The sequence below is a fragment of the Microcystis sp. M53602_WE12 genome (assembly GCF_030065455.1).
Classification (GTDB): Bacteria; Cyanobacteriota; Cyanobacteriia; order Cyanobacteriales; family Microcystaceae; genus Microcystis; species Microcystis aeruginosa.
Genome location: NZ_JASJFB010000380.1, coordinates 1 through 17,538, shown reverse-complemented (window position 1 = coordinate 17,538; position 17,538 = coordinate 1). Strand labels below are relative to the sequence as shown.

Genomic DNA, 17,538 nt, shown 5'->3' with positions numbered 1-17,538 from the left:
CCGCGACATTCAGGCCGCCAGGGCGGAAGTAGAGGCCCGGTCTAAAAATCGTGATGCGGCCCGTCAACAGGTGACGGCGGCTAGAGCTACCCTACAGGCAAACAAAGAAGCATTAAATATCGCCATTCAAAACGAATTAGCCTCACGGCAACAGGTGGCGGCGGCAGCGGCAACAGTGAACAGTCGTCAAGCAGCGGTAGCCAGCACTGAGGGGCAATTAGGGGCGACGCGCCAGAATTTAGTTTTTAACACCATTACCGCCCCGATTGATGGTTTTGTCGGCGATTTTAATCAAAGAAAAGTCGGCGATATTATCTCCCTGGGTGAAGAATTAACCTCGTTGACTAACAATAAAACTTTGGAACTAAATGTGCAGATTCCCGTGGAATTACAACCGCGTCTGCGCGTCGGGTTGCCCGTGGAAATTATTAATCCCGATGGCAGCCCCGGGGTTCGCGGTCAAGTAACTTTTATTTCTCCCACCGTTTCCCAAGCTACCCAATCGGTTTTAGTGAAATTTGCCTTTACTAATGATGGCAGTCTTCGCAATAACCAATATGTGCGGACGCGGTTAATTTGGGATCAAAAACCGGGGGTATTAATTCCCACCACGGCAGTGACTAGCATCGGGGCGCAAAATTTTGTTTTTGTCGCCGAAAAAGAAAAGGCTAAAGAAGGTCAAGAAAACGCCGAGGAGCGTTTAGTGGTCAGACAAAAACCAATTCAAGTCGGCACAATTCAAGGGCAAGCTTATCAGGTTATTTCTGGAGTAAATGCCGGGGAAAGAATTGCTATTAATAATATTCTTTCTCTCCGAGATGGTACAGCTATAACTGTTAGTCAGCAGTAATTTTTATGAGTAATTCGATTACCGTTCGTCCCCTGTCAGCGCAACTAATTACCGCCGAGAGTTTCCGTCCCTACGGTCAATTAATAACCCCTAGTCATGACGGGAAAATATTTGATGAAAGCGATGCACAACTGCATTTAAAAAACGGTGTGCCACGTTTTTATATTATGCGTTTACAGACTCGCGGACGTAAATTTAAGCGAATTACTCGTCATAGTCAATGTACCCAATGTCTTGGTTCTTTGGGGGGACAAGAGTGGTTTTTAGGAGTGGCCCCCCCTAGTCCTTATCCTCAACCGGATTTAGAAAAATTAAAGGTTTTTCGCATCCCTGGGGACTGTTTTATTAAATTAGAGGTGGGAACTTGGCACGCTGGCCCACTTTTTGATCAACCGGCGATCAATTTTTATAATCTCGAATTGAGCGATACTAATATTGTCGATCATTTTACTTATAATTTTGCCCAAGAGCAGTCAATAGAATTCGAGATTGTTGATTAAAAAAAATAATTTTTTTACTTAACTTTTCGCAATCCTTTAGAAAGATAGGCAACGAAAAAAGCTAACACTCCTGTCATTCCTACCTCAAAATAATTGGCCATGAGAATAGCGGTAAAAAAAAGGAGCAAGATAATTAATATAGTCCGCTTTTGTTCAGATAATTTCATCTCTAATTGCCTCTAATTCGGTTTTAATACTTAATGGTTGATAACCTAAAGAAAAAGCAAGAGAACTATCAAGAGAAACATCCTGCGGACGCGGCGCAATCATGGGAAAATCGCACTGTAAACAGGGTTTTATTTGTTCTCTGGGAATATTAAAAACTGCCGCCATTAGTAAACCAAATTGATAACGAGAAACTCTTTCTTTACCTCCCAGATGAATAATCCCTTGCACTTTTTCTAATGCCAAAAGTAAACCATTCACCGCACTATTAACCCCAACAGCTGTACGATATTCATCGGTAAATAGAGATAGTTCTTTTCCCTCTTGGAGGGTTTTTAAAAAGGGTTGCAGAAAACTATTAGCGGTGGGAGAAGGGGAACCAAACATCAAAGGCATTCGACAGATAGCCGCCCAAGGATATATTGCTAAAATACCCTTTTCTGCCGCTACTTTTTGCTCACCATAGATACTCACGGGAGAAACCGGATCATTTTCGGAATAGGGGGCATTTTTACCATCAAAAACTAAATCGGTAGAGGTAAAAACTAGCGGTATTTGATATTGACTACACAAACGGGCAATTTCTAGAGAAGCTGTCAGATTAATTGCCTCGGATGCTTGGGGAAATTCTTGACAGAGATTCGGTTTTGATTGGGCAGCCGCATGAATTACCGCGTCGGGTTTAATCTGTTGAAAAAGTTCTTTAACTGCGGCTAAGTCTGTTAAGTTAATTTTAATTAAATTTGGGTCATTACTATTGACATTGTGATTAAAATATGTACCAAAACTTGCCCAGGATGAGCGAGTTTTTTGGTAAATATGCCAACCTAAAAACCCACTAACTCCAGTGATTAACAGCCTTTTCATAGTTTAGAGATTAAATCCTTTTTCGTAGACTAAAAACTGCACTTGCGGTTCCAAAGGTTCACTAACTAAACCAATTCCTGCAAATCCCCATCGCTGCATCAGTCCCTTTAATTGTGTTCCTGAGAGAGTTTCCACAGAAAAATTATTGGCTAAATCCTGAGCATGGGTATTGATATAACTTAAAGCATCGTAGGATTCTTTAAACAGAAGCAGATAACTAGCCGGAGTTTCGCTTTCACCTTTTCTCAGACGCGCTACTAGATATTGTCCGTCTTGTTTTGACCTGAGTAAATAATGCGTAGTTGCTAACATAGTTTATTAAGTGAAAAGTGAAAAGGAAAAAAGGGGTTGGGTGGGGGTACATCCCATTTTTGTAAATCTACTGAGTTGGGATTTTTAAAGGGAAACTATCTTCTAAAATTGGTCATTACTTCCGATTTTACCACTCAATCCAAGCCTTTGGGGGGTTCTACCCCCCAAACCCCCCGTTGGGGGCGTGGCGCCGCCCCCAAACCCCCCGCGCATTAGTTTTTCGGTGGGATGCTTACACGCAGCTGCTGATACATCTGTAATAATTTAAGGGTCACTGATAATTGCTTATTGTCCCTATTTCTGCAAATGTGAGATGCACCCGTTGGGTAGTGGGAAATTTAGCTGAAATTTCCCTATCACCCTACTTTAAATCCTCCAATTTAATCCTAGGATCTACAGCTTTGAGAAGTAAATCAGCCAGGAGATTACCGATAATCAACATAGTAGCACCCATCATTAAACTGCCCATAACTAAATATAAATCTTTAGCCGTCACAGCTTGCAAAATTAAGCGACCTAATCCTGGCCAATTAAAGAAAAATTCGGCGATAAATGCCCCACTTAACAAACTAGAAAATTCAAAGCCCAAAAGAGTTATCAGGGGATTAATAGCATTGCGTAAAGCGTGGACATAGATAACTTTATTTTCCGGTAAACCTTTCGCCCTCGCGGTTTGAATATAATCCTGTCGCAGAACATCTAATAATTGTCCCCGCATCAATCTTTGTAATCCCGCAAAACTGGTAACTGTCAGGGCAATAGTTGGTAAAATCATGTGCCAAGCGATATCTAAAACTTTACCGATAGGGGAATATTCAGAATAGTTAATACTGGTCATATCACCCACTGGTAAAAGCGGCGAGACATTTTGGGCGAGAATTAGCAGTAAAAGGGCAGTGATAAAACTGGGGAAACCTTGACCAACATAACTGATAACTCGGAAAAATTTATCGATAAATTGGTTTTGTTTGACGGCGCTGAGAATGCCCAAGGGAATCGCAATCGCCCAGGTTAAAATGATGGAAGTCAAAGACATTAATAACGTCGCTGGAATTCTCTCTAATAATAGGGAAGACACGGGACGAAAATAGGTAAAACTCAGACCAAAATTAAACTGAGTTACCACTTGCCACAACCATTTAAAATACTGGACAATCGGCGGGTCTTTTAAACCAAAAAGGGCAATATATTGTTCTTTAGTTTCCTGACTAATCTTGGGATTAAGGTCAAGCAAAGCCAGAAAACCGCCGGGGGTTAATTGGATAATAGCGAAACTCAAAGCCGAGGCCAACAACAGGGTTAATAAACCCTGGAGAACACGCTTGACAATATATAAAAAAGTTTCGCTAGTTAGGAGAGATTGTAACCCATTAGCACTCGATCGAGCGGTTGCAGCCTTATAATTATCATCGGTCGCCGTCATAAGTAATCGTGCCAAGTTAATTTCCTAGTGGGGACTCCAATTCAGGAGTCAGGAGATAAATAGTCGTGCAGAATTAATTGCCATTTTTGAGATAGGCACTCTTGCCAGAGTGTTAGCGAAATGTGTAATTAATTCTGCTTAGGTACTTAAAAAAAACCTAATAATCGATGAGGGTAATAATCGGTAAATCGGGTAATTTTTCCCGACCACCGAGGTCGATTAACTCGATGATAAAGGCAAATCCTAACACCTCGCAACCAATTTTTTCTAATAAATCGGCCGTTGCTTTCGCCGTCCCTCCCGTCGCGATTAAATCATCGACAATTAAGACTTTATGATGGGATGCCACCGCGTCTTGATGAATTTCGAGGCTATCGCTTCCGTATTCCAAATCATACTCGATACTATGAACGGCGGCGGGTAATTTGCCCGGTTTCCGGACGGGAATAAATCCCGCTTCTAATTGGTATGCTAAAGGAACACCAAAGAGAAAACCCCTGGATTCCATACCGACAATGTAATCGGGGGATAAACCGTAATCGCGACACTTTGCCGTTAGGGTATCGATCGTGTAACGTAATCCTTGGGGATGATTGAGTAGGGTAGTAATATCGCGGAAGACAATACCCGGTTTGGGAAAGTCGGGAATATCGCGAATCAGTGATTTCAGATCCATTCGGTTTCCGTGTCTCGTAAAATGGGGGACAGCTATCTATACAATACAATTTACAATACCCTGACTCGATCGCCCTTGTGTTTTAGTTCTCCTATATCATGACCTCTACTAGCCTAACGCCCGAATCTACAACATCAGCCCCAGAAAAACCGGTTATTTTAAGCGTTTTACCCGATTTTCCGATTGCCAGTCAGCAATGCGCCCTACATCTCCAACAGCATATCGATTTAATGCTATTAGCGTTGGAATCCTTAGAAGTCGGTGCCGGGGAGGCCCTGTTAGCCCTCTGTAAAGAACTAGGACTCGATAAAATTGTCAGAAACCGGATTATTTTCTGGCGCTTACGCTGTACTAATCCCTGGCGAATTTCCTACACCCTCGACCGTCTCACCCTTGACCAAGCAAAAGCTTTAGTTATCATTGCCAGTTATCGGGCCAAACCCCTAGCTATATCCATCCGACAATTACTGTTAGCGCGGCAACAGATGGAATCAAAAGGTTTACCCGTGGATAATAATTTTCTTTTATCAGAATATCTAGAACGATTTCGCTCCAATTTTCGCAGTCGCATGAACCCCCGCCGGGCCAAAGTATCGGTTTATCTAGCCGATGAAAATGCTTTAAATGAACTGGCTTTATCCCTCCTCGATCAGTTATTATTTTGTACTGGTACGACGGGAATGCAGCGGTTTTGGATTAGTTTATTTGATGGGGAGATAGTGTAAAAATGAGAAGACAGTATAGCCTGCCCAATTGTACCCTGATTCTCGATGGTTTCGGCGATGATTTCGCCCCAGCTAACCCCGGTGATAGCCGACCTTTGCTCTCAATTTTGACTAACGTAGAATGTCGGTTAATCGGGGCCAATAAAGTCCTGCAAGGTGGTCGGGTTTTCTTGGAAAATTTGGTACAAGCGGTCAGTCAGTATGCCCAAGAATTTTTGAGTGGTGTTCGTCATCCCCAAGACCCCGTCCATGAACCAGATCATGTGTACCTAGAAAAGATTGACCATAATCTCCATCGTCTGGTCTGGTATCCATCAACGGACTTGAACATCCCAGAAAGTCCGGTGAAGATAGAAATCAGTACCGTGCAGTTATTCGATTTAATAGAAGCGATTGACCAATTTTTTGCCGATACTCGCACTTTACCTGACCTAACCCTAAAATTACAGCCAGTTTCCCGTCGCTACCATAAGGTGAATGAATCGGCGGCCGGTCGAACAGTACCTTTTTTGGCAGGATTAGGCAGTCTTGTCGCTTGCGCCCTACTTTTCTATCTGTTACCCGTCCCCCAAGTCCGTAAACCCGAAAATCCCCCCATTCCCGCCGCTTCTCCCAGTCCCACCGTCCCCACTAATCCCGTCCCCCCTCCTAGATAAAATTAGTCCCCTAAGCTAAATCTGTAAATGGAGTAATAGGAATTTGGTTATAAACTTCGGCATTCTTTGTCTGAGCTTGACGGAGATCGTAGTCTGTTTGAAGATTCAGCCAAAACTGAGGACTGTTACCAAAATATCGTGACAGACGCAAAGCTGTGTCCGCAGTGATACTACGCTTACCAGCTAAAATCTCACCGATACGAGTTTGAGCTACGCTTAAATCTTTGCTCAGTCTGTAGGGGGTAATATTGAGCGGTTCCAGAAAATCTAACTTGAGGATTTCACCGGGATGGATATTTGGCAAACGGTGGAACTGAGCTTTTACATTGAGCCTGTCGAAATGTGTCGAAGTGTTGCTGTTCATTGCATTTAGCTAATTTTAGTGGTAGTCCACTATCTCTACCTGATCAGCATTGCCTTCATCAGTCCAAATGAAGCAAATTCTCCATTGGTCATTAATACGGATGCTGTACTGGCCCTGACGATCGCCCTGCAACTTCTCCAACCGATTACCCGGTGGGACACGCAGATCATTGATCGATAACGCCGCTGCAAGGATTAGCAGTTTTCGTAGAGCGACCGATTGAATATCAGGGGGATAGTGACGAGACTGAAACCCCTCGAAAATGAGCTTAGTCTCTTCGGACTTGAAATTTATGATCATATGATAACTGTCACTTTGATAACTGTCACTTTGATAACTGTCACTTTGATAACTGATTAACTGATGATCAAATTCTAACGCCTAACGATACTATTGTCAAGCAGAAGTAAGCTTTCGCCCCACACCCCACACCCCACACCCCACACCCCACACCCCACACCCTTCTCCCCTGCTCTGTCCCAGTTTTTAGAGAAAGTAACCGAGAAAAACCAGATCTTTTTTGCACAAGTTAGAAAAATTGTGTTATGCTGGTAAATCTGTGAAGGTTTTTCGATAGGGAGTATTGAAAAAAAAATGACCAAACTGGGAACCCATTTGATTGTCGATGCTTGGCAAGTACCTGCTGACCTCCTCAACGATCCCGAGCGCATTCGTCGCGCTATCCTCGATGGAATTACGGCAGGAGAAGCAACGCTGATCGATTTGTGTGTCCACCAGTTCAGTCCCCACGGAGTTACCGCGACGGCGACTTTAGCTGAATCTCATATCGCGATCCACACCTGGCCTGAACACGGCTATTTCGCCGCCGATTTATTCTTCTGTGGTGCGGGTAAACCCGTGGTTGCCATGGAAATTTTGACCAAATCCCTGCAAGCAGGTGAGATTAAAGTCCGGGAACTAACCAGAGGATTCCCCAGTTCTGGGGCAGTTTATGAAAGCAAAAAGGAAGAACCCCTGAAGTCTTCCCTAGTTATGGCCTAATTTCTAGCGCCGGCCTCGATAATAAGTTAGCAGCACTGGTGATCGCCTAAACTGAAATCGTGATCAGGATAACCCTTGTTTTTATCCTTGCCATCTTTCCCTCTCTCGTTAGTCTCTGGTTAATTAACCGATCCCAACAGAGATTAAGCAACCGTTTGAGAGGGATTCGCTATCGTCACGAATACAGCCCGGTGATGGCCAGTGATTTTTTGTCAATTCCTCTAGAGACAGAAAATAAACCGGCCTTGATCGGTGATCTTAGTTGTCGTTTTAATGCCTATTCCCCCCATTTGCGTTGTGCGGTTAATCCCACCGGTCCCTGTGAAGGTTGTCGGCAGTACGAAGCTAAAACTGGCACAGTGTAAGCGGCTTGAGCTTCCAAACAGTTCCCTATTTGCTATCCTTAAAAATTATCGCTATCGCAATTGAGGAGTGTGGGAATAATGGCGTTCAAACGAAATTTGACCCTCTTAATCATCGGATTAGGATTAACTTGTTTACCCCTATATCCGGCCCAAGCTAACCAAATCAGCACTGTCACCCCGAATACGGCGGCCAATCAAACTCTCGCTACCCATCTGGTCCTGAAACTGAAAGAGAGAAAAGTTTACATTTATCAAGATAGTAAAGTTTTAGCACAATTTACCGTCGCCGTCGGCAAAAAAGGCTGGGAAACCCCCACCGGTAAATTTGAGGTGCGGGAATTAGTTCGCAATCCCGTCTGGAAAAGTCCCTGGACGGGAAAAGTCAGCACCCCCGGTCCCAATAGTCCCCTAGGGGAAAGATGGATCGGTTTTTGGAGTGACGGCAAAAATTCCATCGGTTTTCATGGCACCCCCGCGGAAAATTCCCTCGGTAGCGCCGCTTCCCATGGTTGTGTGCGGATGCGGAATCGGGATGTGAAAGTGTTGTTTGATTTAGTCCGCATGGGAACCCCCGTCATCGTTCAACCTTAATTCCGGCAGATAATTTTTTAAGATGGGCAGGTCTTCCGGACGATCAATATCGGCTAATTTAGGCAGATAAGCGGTTTTTAAAGCCAGTTTAGCGGCGATTGTCTGAGTTTTTGCCAAGACTTCCCCCGTACCCCAGGGAATACCGTCAAAAAGCTCTGGAAAGACCTGTTTTAAAGCAATTAGGTAGTATCCTCCATCTAACGCCGGCCCTAAAACCATATCGTGGGTTTTTAGGGCTTCAAAGGCTGCTAAAATCTCTTTTTCCCCGATTTCTGGGCAATCTGTGCCAATAATAGCGATCGCTGTCATCCCTTGGGCAAAACCATCGGCAAAAGCATTTTGCATCTTTTCTCCTAAGTCTTTTCCCCGTTGAGAATGATAGGAATAATGCACACCTAACCAAGTACGCATTTTTTCCTCGCTGCCGCCATGATAGTAAATGATCAGAGAGAGAAAATTCTTCAAACCCGCTAATTTACCGAGAGTATATTCGGCCAGTTTTCGGTGCAATTCTTCGGCTCCCTTGGCTGCTAAGGCCGGAATCATACGGGTTTTTACTTTCCCCAATTCCGGATAACGGGTAAAAATAATCAGTTGTTGTCTCCAGTCCACGAGTAATTGCGACGATGATATTAATTAAGTAGGGAGGCAAAATTATTTGTAGGATGGGTTAGCGGTAGCGTAACCCATGCAGGCGTTGGGTTTCATGCTTCAACCCAACCTACGTTCATCTTATATTTAATTCCACCCACCCACTTATTAGTTTTAGCCTACTGTCAATAGAAGGCAGCAAACCCAATAAAACGGGCTTTATTGGCTTAGTATAGATTATTTTAGTTGGTTATCTAATTCTGTGTTGGGTTTCGTTCCTCAACCCAACCTACAAGAGGGGCGATCGCTTGATTGAGTCGAAACCTTTTTCCTAGCGGCATTTCAGACTTTTTCAACCAACCCTGATTAGCTAGGGACTAGGTTTTTTGGGTGAGTTTAAACAGGATAAACCAGCATCTTTAGCAGTAGGATACTTGATTGGGACAAAAGCAAAATCTGAACTTAGTGTCCGACACTCCACAATGTGAACAAATTCTACGGAGGGATTTTGGGGATCGCCATTTTCATCAAGTTTCTTGCGATCGCCATTTTCATCGAATTGAATTGTCCCAGTTGCACCTTTAGTGACAAGAAAATCAAGAGACTTTAATTGTTCAAGGATATTAATTCGTGTGGGAGTATTTGCCTTTTCTAGAGCTTTTGTTAGAGCAAGAGTTGCATCATAGGATAGGGCCGTTATTGCATTAACAGAAGTTGTAGTCCATAAAATTTTGGCATCCTTAAGAAAATCCTGGTTAGGACTGGTTAAAGAATCCCAAGGAACCGTAATAACAAACTTTTGAAAAGGTTGTAGGTTGTTAATTTGTTCTAAGGTACGAGAACTACGAAGCCCCCATGATCCGATAACCCAATTTTGACTATTATTAAGTTTTATAAGTCTAATTGCATCGCCTTGAGCATCGCCAATTGCTTTTGGGAATAGTACAAGCCCTATTTCTTCTGTTATTTTTCCTTGTCTTTTTCGTAACTCTTGGATGGCTTCTTCTGCCTTAAAATTATTTCCGAGATCAAATTCATCTAATTTTACTACAGTTCCAGAGAATGGAGGGCGTGTAAAAATAGTTTTAAAACTATTAAAAAAAGATTCACTAAATGGACTTCCTTCACTATAAAAGCCCACCACTTTTTTAATAGACTTTTCTTGTAAAAATTTTGCAATGGCAGGAGATTGTTGCTCGACGGAAAAAACAGTTCGCAGAAAATTTTTTCTGGGGTATTTAGTAAGCTCGCTAGTCGTTGATCCGGGAGAAATCAAAACTAAATTATTTTGATTATAAATATCCACCGTTGCTAGAGTCATTTCACTGGGATAGTGACCAACAACCCCTAAAATTTCAGGACGCTGGGAAAGAGATTTTGCTCTCTTTTCGGCTAATAATTTTTTATTTTCATCATTAGTAATGACAACTTTTAATCCCTTACCATTAATCGCTTTTTTGTTGATAAAATCTTGATCTGGAAAATACTTGAGGAATGGATCATTGTCATTTAAAAGTCCCAGATTAATTTTTGTTTGTAATTGCGCTACTCCTCGTAACATTTCATTTGCTCGACTATCACCATCATCATCATTAAAGTCATTTTGATTTTTGGGAATACTAACAGCAACAGCAATCGTGTAATATGGCATTTTATTGGCTTCTAGTAAAGCATTATTTAAGTAAATTAACGTTTCTGGATCTAGCCTATCCTGTTGCCATGCGTCCTTAAATCTTAACAGGGCTTTTTGATAATCACACTGTGCAAAATATTCTTTACCTTTCTCCTTGTTAAACGGTTGAGAGTAATTAAGAACTTCTTCTCCTTCACTAATAAAGTCGTCCGTTTGTTTTGGACAATCAGATTGAATAATATAAGGGCGAGAAATGGCAAATAAACTTACAACTGCTATTGATGCTATTCCTATGCTAACTGGCAGATTTAATTTGAAATTTTGGAGCTTTGAAGTTTTTATAGAATGCAAAATTTGGGCGATTTTTGCAGAAGGCGAAGTGATTGGTGGAATCGTCGTAGTAATGGGATAAACCTCATTTTGCACTTCTTCTTCAATCACCTGAATATCCTCATCCCTCAGCCCGTAACGGCTTTGTAACTCTTTTAGTCTCCTTCTGTTTCCTTCTGTTATTGAAATAGAATCAGCTAATAATTCTCTAAAAGTTGCTTTGTACTCTGTTAGATTTTGTAATCTTTTTCTGAATGGCGCAAGATTCTCTTGTTCAATAATATCTGCCTCCTGTAATGATAAATCTAATTCGTTTCTTAGTTCATTTAGGCAGTTTCTTTCTACACGATTAAAATTTTCTTTACATATATTTTCCTTGCTCCATTCATCTAGAATTTCTCTAACCTTCTCACGATAAATAAATATAGGATTAGTGGCAGCAAGAGGAGATTTGGCTAAATAAATAGTATCCTCTCCTTCAAGAGAAAGATAAAATTTGGGAGTCATTGCCGGGGCAGCTTCCTTTACTCGTTCGCTGGCATACTCATGCAATTCATTAACAGAAATTAATTGATCACCATCCTTATCTGCTGCACCAGTTTCAATTCCTTCAACTAGATATTTTGTATAGATGGACAAATCGTTATCTTCCGACTCAAAAGAATATTCAATCGGACTAGAAGAGGTTAAAATCGCCCTTCCTTTACCTCCTAATTCCTCTTGAATGTTAAGTTCCCCTTTGATTGGCATTCCCTGAACCAATGCTCCGCTAAAACAGCAGTCGAGAATAATTATCTGCCTTTGGGAACGACTATCTGTGATGTACTCTTGAAGTTTACTTGCCGCTAAAGCTGTTGCACGACGAAAATCTCCATTCTGATCACGCCCAGTTTCTCTTGTACTTAGAAAAAATCTAGCATTTTGAGCTTTAAGTCCATGCCCAGAAAAATATAAAAGCACCAAATCATCTCGCTGTCGATTAGCAAATAAATCCTCAACTGCTTTTTCCATGCTCCCTTTGTCTGGGTTAGGCAAAACTTTAACCTGATCAAAGGCTCCCATGTCTGGATGCTCTAATACTCGGCGCATTGCTTCAACGTCTAGAATGGCACTAGAAATTGGGCGCAATCCTTCGGAATACTCGCTCACACCAATTAACAAAGCAAATTTTGCCATAATACCTTCTTTAACCTGAGATAAAGTCTTGAGCCGCTTTAATAGCTATTTCCAATTCTTCTCGACTGTGAGCCTTAACCGTCAACTTGCGACCATTGGCCTCTACCGACAATTCTATCGGTTTACCTCCCAAGCGATCGCCCAGAAACCCTAACAACTTTTTCCCATTAGCGGGGTTAACTTCGGTCATTAACATTCCTCCCAAAAAACCGCCCAACGACTTATTACCTTCAGGGGGATTGGGATCAAGAATGCGTTTAACCGATTCAACTTCATCTGCCTGTTGTAGTTCTGTTAGTAATACTTGGGCCTGTTCGTCGCGTTCTTCAGGCTCCAGGTTAGGATCGTTAAAAGCGATCACCAATTTAATCGTAGATTTGTTACTCATAGGAAGTTGAGTTGAAATAATATAGGATAATACTAATCTTACTGAATTATGCAAATTTTACCATATACCATCTGAAATCTAAATAAGTGATCCCATTTTCATACTGCCCCTTGCCGAGTGCCGATTTCTTCACTGATGTTGTGCTGTTGCTGGACATAGAAGATCGATTTTTCAACCTGCTCCAAGAAATCATAACAATTATTGTGTGTTGGGTTTCGTTCCTCAACCCAACCTACTACTACTACAGGCTAATGGCGATAATTCCGCTAGAAAGTATGAGAATGTGTCTGACATTCCTGACAGGGGGTGAGTATTGGTATCATGATTAAAAGTAAGGATATAGATAGGGTTTGCGGCAAAAAGTAGGGGCGAAGCATTCGGATAGAAAATCTACGGTTTCACCGATAGGTTATTGCCCGAATGCTTCGCCCCTACAGGACGCGGGCCGATGAAGACGCAAGGTTTTGAACGACGATTCTCTCAAAATTTGCACCTGTTTCGCTCGTAAAGCCACAAAACTCTTACCTTGCCTACATTTCACATTTATTCAGCAAACCCTAGATATAACTTAATCCATCGCTTTTCTTGATTGAGATTAAACTAATGTTTGTGTTGTTAATCAGTGAGGTAAACTAATGACTACAGTTGAATTAAAACAAGCGAAAAATCAACTTAAATGAGTTATTGGAAGCTGTACTTAAAGGTGAAGAAATTATCATCACAGAAAATAATGAACCTGTAGTTAAATTAAGTCCTGTAAAGTTAGCCAAGAAACCACCGCTTCAACCGAGAAGTGCTGCGGGAAAAGTTGTGATAGCCGATGATTTTGATGCCCCTTTAACTGATTTTGAAGATTATCAATAATTAGGCTCAAATTTTTAATAAATACTTATGTATTTCTTTGGTATGTCACTAATAATAAACAATGGAGAGACAACCATAAAATTATGATTAATGAAAAAGAAAATCTAGTTTATCTTAGTTAAGGTAGTTTTGGGAAAATGACGATAAAATATAGTCTGGAAAAATTAACTTTTGATTCACCTTTTCGAGAATTTATTGAGTCACAAATTCAGAGCAATGATTGGCAAATTTTGCCCCTTAATTTACTACATTTTGAACGAGTAGTGCAATTGCCTGTTCAGCATTGTAGTAGATATGTAGGGGGTAAGTTCGGTTATATTACTGGCTCTTCTCGTTTCTGTAGCACCGCTAGAACCACTGAGAACAGAGGACATCACTTTTGTGCAATTCCTGTAAACGGTTGAATAAAACCATCCACACCGACAAAGGAGGTGAGGGGCGACCAGTTTAAAATATCCTCTAAAATTGATTGATAGCCTTGCACATTGGGATGAAGTCCATCTTCCATTAATCTTTCTTGACACCACAGATCGCCCCGGTCCATCCAGAGATCAAATAAATCGAGATAGGGAATATTTTGCTCTAGACAAGCTTGTTTAGTGGTTTCTTTAAAAGAATACTGATCGCGATGGTTGAAGTAAAAGCAATCTAAAAAGGGCATTTTCCGCTCATCCACGGGAATCATACCTATAAACAAAACCGGGCAAAGAGAACGGGCCCGGCCGAGTAAATGTTCAATTTGAGTTTGAAAAAGATCGTGATCGGTATAAGTACGACCATCGGGCCGGCCTAAACGGGCTGTATCATTAACACCGACGGAGAGAAGAATCAGGTCGGGAAGACGATTGCGAATTTCTCCCCTGAGACGAAATTCCTGTTCTAAACGTTCGGACACTTGTACCACTCGATCGCCGCGAATACCCAAATTATACAGGGCATGACCAGCACTTTCCATCCACAAACGACGTAGGCGCTCGGCCCAACCGCCACCCACGGGGTCGCCATAGCCATAAACAAGGCTATCACCTAAAGCGACGATTTTGAGGGGATGGGGCATGATTAGGCCTTTGTCTTTAGTAGGTAAACGAGAAAGAGTTTGCATGATCGCTCGATCGAATCGGTTGTCCTTTACACTTGTAAACGAATTTGGTTAAACTGTCCGTGTATTATACTACATTAGAAATTTTTTCCTGCCAGTTAACTCATCTGATATCAGCCAAGCACCGGCACTGACCAGTATAAAGCAGCCCGATGATCATTGCTTGCCTCCGAGTCATTTCTGGGCTAAATCTACTATAAAATTTATCTTAAATGTCGGGGTGAAGACCCTCGGTTTTACCGACGGGATGAAACCCCGACCAGTATAGAAACAGCGAAGCACAACTAAAACTCTGCTGTTTTAAGATAATTTGTGCTAAAGTGAAAGCAAGCGGAAAATCAGATGTGTAGTCGTGGCACGCGAACTGACCGTTGTAAAAAGGCTAGTGTCACCAACTCAAAAAGGTTGCCCCAATACCTCACTGCCCTCTAACAAAAAATATGGCATAGGTGGGAGATAAAAATAATCAAATAGGGTAGGGCATACCCGAATTTAAGCTTGGGGAGTAGTCCACAAGAGTGCTTGCCTTATAGGTGTAGTCGGACTAGACATGAAAATGTAAGACCAAAATTAGCATTGCTAGTAGAGGCAAGATTCAGCCCAAGAATCCCTCGGTTTTACCGATGGGAGTGTCAAGATTAAACCCTAGATAACTCGATGACTACTCGTTTACAACGCGCGGTTCAAGACCGAGAATTTTTGATTACAGCCGAGATTACCCCCCCGAAAGGGGGGAATGCCAGTCATATGCTAGAAATGGCCCTCTGGCTAAAAAATCGCGTTCATGCGGCTAATATTACCGATGGCAGTCGCGCCGTAGTGCGAATGTCCTCTCTGGCTGCCTCCGCTATTCTCTATCAACACGACATCGAACCCATCTGTCAAATAGCCTGTCGCGATCGCAATGTGATCGGATTACAAGCAGATCTCATGGGCGCTCATGCTTTGGGATTGAGAAATATACTAGCTTTAACTGGAGATCCCGTCAAAGCAGGAGATCACCCCCAGGCTAGAGCAGTTTTTGACCTAGAATCGGTACGTTTGTTAAAATTAATCGATAAATTAAATAAAGGTTTCGACTTTAACGATAAATCTTTACCTGATGGACCCTTAGAACTTTTTGCCGGGGCTGCCGTCGATGTGCAGTCAAAAAGTTGGTCCGGTCTTCAACGCCGTTTTGAGCGTAAAATCGAAGCGGGAGCGCAGTTTTTTCAAAGTCAATTAGTTACGGATTTCGAGTGCCTTGATAAGTTCATGCAGCAGGTGGCCTCCCTCGCCGATAAACCGGTTCTAGCGGGAATTTTTCTGTTAAAATCAGCTAAAAACGCCGTATTTTTAAATAAAAATGTGCCAGGGGTACAAATTCCCGACCATATCATTCAAAGACTCGCCGATGCAGCCCATCCCCTCGAAGAAGGCATCAAAATCGCCGCCGAACAAATAAAATTAGCCCAGCAGTTATGTCAAGGTGTCCACATCATGGCGATTAAACGGGAGGATTTAGTCCCAAAAATTCTCGACGTGGCCGGTATCCCGCCAATACATAACTAAGATGAAAAGTCAATAGTTTTTATAAAAAATTAACTTTCATTTTGACTACTGGTCTTTTGACAAGAATTCTACCCCTAACCTAGGATGGTAAGGCTCAAAGCATCTTCGGGGTTAAAAGCATGGATTCCAATCTAGGTCAAGAAAAAGAGAATAGTTGTGGTAATTCCGGGCGAAAATGGTTGTCGATCGGTATTGCTCCCACTGGTATAATTTCTATTGGCATTGTTCCCATGGGCGTTATTTCCATCGGTATTGTTCCTATGGGAATAGTTTCCATTGGAACCGTGGCCATGGGGACAATTGCGGCCGGTTTTGTTTCCATGGGACTTTTCAGTATTGGTAGCGTTGGGATGGGATTAAATAACGGCCATTTTTCCAATCTTAATTCTCCCCCTGCTGAATCTCCCCATAAACATCATCAGCATTAAAATCAAGATTTGACTAGCAATCATGAATTATTCCATCCGTGCTGCCGTTGCTACCGATGTCAAGGCTATTTTTGACTTAATTGTTGCCTTAGCAGCCTATCAAGAACTCAGCCATTTAATGACAGGAAATAGTCAAGCTTTAGGGGAGCATTTATTCGGAGAAAAACCCTACATCGAAGCATTGGTCGCGGAAGTAGAGGGTAGAATAGTCGGTTTTGCCCTATTTTTTGCTAACTATTCCACCTTTATAACTAAACCGGGGATTTATCTGGAAGATATCTTCGTTTTACCCGATTATCGTAGTCAAGGTATCGGGAAAGCTTTACTAATGGCTGTGGCTAAAATTGCCGTCGCTAGGGATGCAGGACTTTTAGAATGGACTGTCTTAGAGTGGAATCAACTGGCGATCGATTTTTATGGAAAAATGGGGGCTAAGGTCTTCCAAGAGTGGCAAATTTGTCGTCTCACCGGGACAGCTTTAACCCAATTGGGTAATAGTGATAAATAAGTCAGTCCCGATGCAACAAGTTACACCGTCAAGCATGAAAATATTCTGATCCTAAATCCGGTTATTAAAAACTGATTATTTATTCCCCCTTTTGCAGGAGTTTCTTTCCTGATATGTGGCCTAGACTCAACGGATGGCCGTATTACTTCAGATCTGATTACTCAATCCAAGCTTTTGGGGGGTTCTACCCCCCAAACCCCCCGTTGGGGGCGTGGCGCCGCCCCCAAACCCCGGAGCGCATTAGTTTTTCGGTGGGATGCTTACACGCAGCCGCTGACGCATCTGTAATAATTTGAGAGTCACTTCACTCGCAGGAGTGCCTCTCCTGATATGTAGCCTATACTCAACGGATTTGTGCGAAACGTTTAGGCATGAAATAAGGTTGAAATACCTGAAATAACCGCCTAGTAAGGTCTTCAGTCCCCTGACTGAATCTAATAGGTCAACCCTGACCAACCTTATAACTGTTTATAT

At 42.2% G+C, this 17,538-nt stretch carries 22 protein-coding genes and 1 pseudogene; 12 read left to right on the top strand and 11 right to left on the bottom strand.

Annotated elements, in window-relative coordinates; translation table 11 throughout:
- Positions 1 to 850, top strand: an 850-nt coding sequence (locus PX482_RS13085) for an efflux RND transporter periplasmic adaptor subunit (RefSeq protein ID WP_288122532.1), incomplete at its 5' end; no start/stop codon positions are given.
- 5 nt (positions 851 to 855) lie between these two features.
- Positions 856 to 1,350, top strand: a complete 495-nt coding sequence (locus PX482_RS13080) for an ureidoglycolate lyase (protein ID WP_288122530.1) — start codon at positions 856 to 858, stop codon at positions 1,348 to 1,350.
- Between the two features lie 14 nt (positions 1,351 to 1,364).
- Here the strand turns inward: PX482_RS13080 and PX482_RS13075 are convergent, their stop codons facing one another.
- The 5 genes from PX482_RS13075 to PX482_RS13055 form a co-directional block, all read right to left on the bottom strand.
- Entirely contained in the window at positions 1,365 to 1,517 is a 153-nt protein-coding gene (locus tag PX482_RS13075) for a hypothetical protein (protein WP_002759543.1), read from the bottom strand.
- The gene (locus PX482_RS13070) at positions 1,504 to 2,382 is read right to left on the bottom strand and encodes an SDR family oxidoreductase (protein ID WP_288122529.1); all 879 of its coding nucleotides are present in this window, start codon (positions 2,380 to 2,382) and stop codon (positions 1,504 to 1,506) included. Before PX482_RS13070 ends, PX482_RS13075 begins: the two co-directional genes overlap by 14 nt.
- A 3-nt stretch (positions 2,383 to 2,385) precedes the next feature.
- Positions 2,386 to 2,694, bottom strand: coding sequence for a hypothetical protein (locus PX482_RS13065; RefSeq protein ID WP_002759539.1), 309 nt, complete (start codon positions 2,692 to 2,694; stop codon positions 2,386 to 2,388).
- Between the two features lie 361 nt (positions 2,695 to 3,055).
- Positions 3,056 to 4,117, bottom strand: coding sequence for an ABC transporter permease (locus PX482_RS13060; RefSeq protein WP_286827328.1), 1,062 nt, complete (start codon positions 4,115 to 4,117; stop codon positions 3,056 to 3,058).
- A 157-nt stretch (positions 4,118 to 4,274) separates the two neighbouring features.
- A complete protein-coding gene (locus PX482_RS13055) occupies positions 4,275 to 4,793 on the bottom strand; it encodes an adenine phosphoribosyltransferase (protein ID WP_002737799.1) in 519 nt (172 codons plus the stop codon).
- Between the two features lie 98 nt (positions 4,794 to 4,891).
- On the opposite strand from PX482_RS13055, the gene PX482_RS13050 reads away from it, so the two are divergent.
- Positions 4,892 to 5,518: a DUF3038 domain-containing protein gene (locus PX482_RS13050; RefSeq protein ID WP_288026325.1), complete on the top strand. Its 627-nt coding sequence runs from the start codon at positions 4,892 to 4,894 to the stop codon at positions 5,516 to 5,518.
- A gap of 2 nt (positions 5,519 to 5,520) precedes the next feature.
- The gene (locus PX482_RS13045; RefSeq protein WP_288026323.1) at positions 5,521 to 6,174 is read left to right on the top strand and encodes a DUF4335 domain-containing protein; all 654 of its coding nucleotides are present in this window, start codon (positions 5,521 to 5,523) and stop codon (positions 6,172 to 6,174) included.
- Positions 6,175 to 6,184: 10 nt separating this feature from the next.
- Here the strand turns inward: PX482_RS13045 and PX482_RS13040 are convergent, their stop codons facing one another.
- Both PX482_RS13040 and PX482_RS13035 read right to left on the bottom strand, forming a co-directional pair.
- Positions 6,185 to 6,538, bottom strand: coding sequence for a HigA family addiction module antitoxin (locus tag PX482_RS13040; protein WP_012266765.1), 354 nt, complete (start codon positions 6,536 to 6,538; stop codon positions 6,185 to 6,187).
- A gap of 15 nt (positions 6,539 to 6,553) precedes the next feature.
- Positions 6,554 to 6,838: a type II toxin-antitoxin system RelE/ParE family toxin gene (locus PX482_RS13035; RefSeq protein WP_002742078.1), complete on the bottom strand. Its 285-nt coding sequence runs from the start codon at positions 6,836 to 6,838 to the stop codon at positions 6,554 to 6,556.
- 93 nt (positions 6,839 to 6,931) lie between these two features.
- Here PX482_RS13035 and PX482_RS13030 point away from each other — a divergent pair, with 93 nt between their 5' ends.
- From PX482_RS13030 to PX482_RS13015, 4 genes are all read left to right on the top strand, one after another.
- Positions 6,932 to 7,093 (top strand): hypothetical protein, encoded by a 162-nt coding sequence (locus PX482_RS13030; protein ID WP_288095814.1) that lies wholly within the window; start codon positions 6,932 to 6,934, stop codon positions 7,091 to 7,093.
- A 39-nt stretch (positions 7,094 to 7,132) separates the two neighbouring features.
- Positions 7,133 to 7,540 carry an adenosylmethionine decarboxylase gene (gene speD / locus PX482_RS13025; RefSeq protein WP_002735723.1) on the top strand — a complete coding sequence of 136 codons (408 nt, stop codon included), beginning with the start codon at positions 7,133 to 7,135 and terminating at the stop codon, positions 7,538 to 7,540.
- Between the two features lie 59 nt (positions 7,541 to 7,599).
- Positions 7,600 to 7,905: a DUF6464 family protein gene (locus tag PX482_RS13020; RefSeq protein WP_288027158.1), complete on the top strand. Its 306-nt coding sequence runs from the start codon at positions 7,600 to 7,602 to the stop codon at positions 7,903 to 7,905.
- A gap of 78 nt (positions 7,906 to 7,983) precedes the next feature.
- Complete coding sequence (locus PX482_RS13015; protein WP_288095816.1) at positions 7,984 to 8,496, top strand: L,D-transpeptidase; 513 nt, start codon at positions 7,984 to 7,986, stop codon at positions 8,494 to 8,496.
- Here the strand turns inward: PX482_RS13015 and PX482_RS13010 are convergent.
- The 3 genes from PX482_RS13010 to PX482_RS13000 form a co-directional block, all read right to left on the bottom strand.
- A complete protein-coding gene (locus tag PX482_RS13010) occupies positions 8,458 to 9,108 on the bottom strand; it encodes a TIGR04282 family arsenosugar biosynthesis glycosyltransferase (RefSeq protein ID WP_288027156.1) in 651 nt (216 codons plus the stop codon). The two genes, PX482_RS13015 and PX482_RS13010, sit on opposite strands and share 39 nt — an antisense overlap.
- Positions 9,109 to 9,457: 349 nt before the next feature.
- Entirely contained in the window at positions 9,458 to 12,226 is a 2,769-nt protein-coding gene (locus tag PX482_RS13005; protein ID WP_288122527.1) for a caspase, EACC1-associated type, read from the bottom strand.
- 10 nt (positions 12,227 to 12,236) lie between these two features.
- Positions 12,237 to 12,614 (bottom strand): hypothetical protein, encoded by a 378-nt coding sequence (locus tag PX482_RS13000; RefSeq protein WP_288096233.1) that lies wholly within the window; start codon positions 12,612 to 12,614, stop codon positions 12,237 to 12,239.
- Between the two features lie 635 nt (positions 12,615 to 13,249).
- On the opposite strand from PX482_RS13000, the pseudogene PX482_RS12995 reads away from it, so the two are divergent.
- Positions 13,250 to 13,478 (top strand): annotated as a pseudogene (locus tag PX482_RS12995) (type II toxin-antitoxin system Phd/YefM family antitoxin).
- A 373-nt stretch (positions 13,479 to 13,851) separates the two neighbouring features.
- Here the strand turns inward: PX482_RS12995 and PX482_RS12990 are convergent.
- Positions 13,852 to 14,580, bottom strand: coding sequence for a GDSL-type esterase/lipase family protein (locus tag PX482_RS12990; RefSeq protein WP_288096238.1), 729 nt, complete (start codon positions 14,578 to 14,580; stop codon positions 13,852 to 13,854).
- A gap of 654 nt (positions 14,581 to 15,234) precedes the next feature.
- On the opposite strand from PX482_RS12990, the gene PX482_RS12985 reads away from it, so the two are divergent.
- From PX482_RS12985 to PX482_RS12975, 3 genes are all read left to right on the top strand, one after another.
- Complete coding sequence (locus PX482_RS12985; protein ID WP_002759518.1) at positions 15,235 to 16,128, top strand: methylenetetrahydrofolate reductase; 894 nt, start codon at positions 15,235 to 15,237, stop codon at positions 16,126 to 16,128.
- A gap of 119 nt (positions 16,129 to 16,247) precedes the next feature.
- Entirely contained in the window at positions 16,248 to 16,556 is a 309-nt protein-coding gene (locus PX482_RS12980; protein ID WP_002759516.1) for a hypothetical protein, read from the top strand.
- A gap of 22 nt (positions 16,557 to 16,578) precedes the next feature.
- A complete protein-coding gene (locus PX482_RS12975; RefSeq protein WP_002759515.1) occupies positions 16,579 to 17,064 on the top strand; it encodes a GNAT family N-acetyltransferase in 486 nt (161 codons plus the stop codon).
- The last annotated feature ends 474 nt before the right edge of the window (positions 17,065 to 17,538 follow it).